This window comes from Acinetobacter sp. HR7 (assembly GCF_000773685.1).
Taxonomy (GTDB): Bacteria; Pseudomonadota; Gammaproteobacteria; order Pseudomonadales; family Moraxellaceae; genus Acinetobacter; species Acinetobacter thermotolerans.
On the sequence record NZ_JPQO01000130.1, the window covers coordinates 1 to 1,244 of the forward strand.

The 1,244-nt window shown below is 37.6% G+C and carries 3 protein-coding genes; all 3 read right to left on the reverse strand.

The window, feature by feature from the left end; all coding sequences use genetic code 11:
* Nucleotides 1–77 precede the first annotated feature (77 nt).
* Genes GW12_RS06100 through GW12_RS15980 form a run of 3 tightly spaced genes read right to left on the reverse strand, consistent with a single transcriptional unit; the run spans nt 78 to nt 1,129 of the window.
* Nucleotides 78–539 carry a hypothetical protein gene (locus GW12_RS06100; RefSeq protein ID WP_034584899.1) on the reverse strand — a complete coding sequence of 154 codons (462 nt, stop codon included), beginning with the start codon at nt 537–539 and terminating at the stop codon, nt 78–80.
* A gap of 26 nt (nt 540–565) precedes the next feature.
* Nucleotides 566–790, reverse strand: a complete 225-nt coding sequence (locus GW12_RS15975) for a hypothetical protein (protein ID WP_227504135.1) — start codon at nt 788–790, stop codon at nt 566–568.
* Nucleotides 791–847: 57 nt separating this feature from the next.
* Complete coding sequence (locus GW12_RS15980) at nt 848–1,129, reverse strand: hypothetical protein (RefSeq protein ID WP_227504136.1); 282 nt, start codon at nt 1,127–1,129, stop codon at nt 848–850.
* Nucleotides 1,130–1,244: the final 115 nt, after the last annotated feature.

Sequence of the window (1,244 nt, forward strand, 5' to 3'; positions counted from 1 at the left end):
CTCAGCACTGAATATTCTTGCGCTCGGACATGGGCGTCTCGCAGGAGGAATCTCCGTCCTTTAGGTCGGAGAGGATGTCAAAACTGACGCAAGGCCATAAAGTTCGGACAATCTGCTAGTATTTGTTTATGTTCAAACAAAGCCTTCCCAAATTTATTTTGAATGGTATAGGTATATGCAACCTGATCCTCTTCAAGAACCACCGCATAGGCTTTCACCAAATCTGGCTCTTGGCCTTTTAACAAATCAACCTGCATGCATCCAAACTGTTGCACATGGGTTTGGATTTGTGTCGGTAGTTGATCATCCGCCAAAGTGGTTAATTTCATATAAGTAATAATGTTTGGATACTGATTCAGTATATCCCCTGAAATCGACAGACCACTATTTTCCAAGCGCTGTTTAGTCTGTGCATCCATGTGTAGCTGTTTTAAATTATCTCGCGCTTGCTGCTGAAAGGTATGCTCCCAATATTTTTCAGTGCCGAAAAATAGTCCAGCGATCACTAAAAGTCCACCAACAACAAATTTTATATTCATAGTTTTATCCATAGGTTTTTTTATATTCAAAGTTGTGCAGCTTCTTCAGAAACCGAGGTACTGACTGCTGGTGCTACCATTTCCACTTGGTTATTTTTCTGAGGTGGTGGAACATATTCTTCTCCGGCTTTTAAGGCTCTCATGTGTAAAAAACTTGGGCAATCTGAAAGTTTTTGCTGATGTTGCAGCATCTCCATCCCGAATTTATTTTTTACATTCATATGAAAAATAACCTGATCTTCTTCAATCACATTCAAGACCGCGGTTCGAGACTTGTAATCAAAGTTCTGAAAGGATTCAATTGAGTCTCAAGCTATATTTTTGACATTCTGTTCACTTTTTGCAGAAAGCTTTTTATTTTCATCTTCAAGCCAGCGTGTATAAAAACGGATATTAGGATACTGGTCCAGAATCGTAAGTTCTATCTTTTTTCTTTCAAGGATGGGTTTATACTTCGCTTCTAAAGCTGCAAATTGACCTGATTGAAGTTGCTGACGTGCTTGATCTTCAAGTTGCATCATTTCATATTTCGGATAACCCCAGAAAATCCCCAAGCCGATTACGGCAATTAAAATAAGAATAATGGGCATATTTATAATTTTTCCTGTTATTGGTTTATTTATTCATTAGTCTATTTTTTCTGCGATATTAGAATATTTTTTAAGCAATAGATATCTGTTTTTTAAAGGCTCTAGACTAGCAAAA

Coding starts and splice junctions, on each gene's coding strand:
- GW12_RS06100 (WP_034584899.1), bottom strand. CDS start 539: ATGAATATAAAATTTGTTGTTGGTGGACTTTTAGTGATCGCTGGACTA.
- GW12_RS15980 (WP_227504136.1), bottom strand. CDS start 1,129: ATGCCCATTATTCTTATTTTAATTGCCGTAATCGGCTTGGGGATTTTC.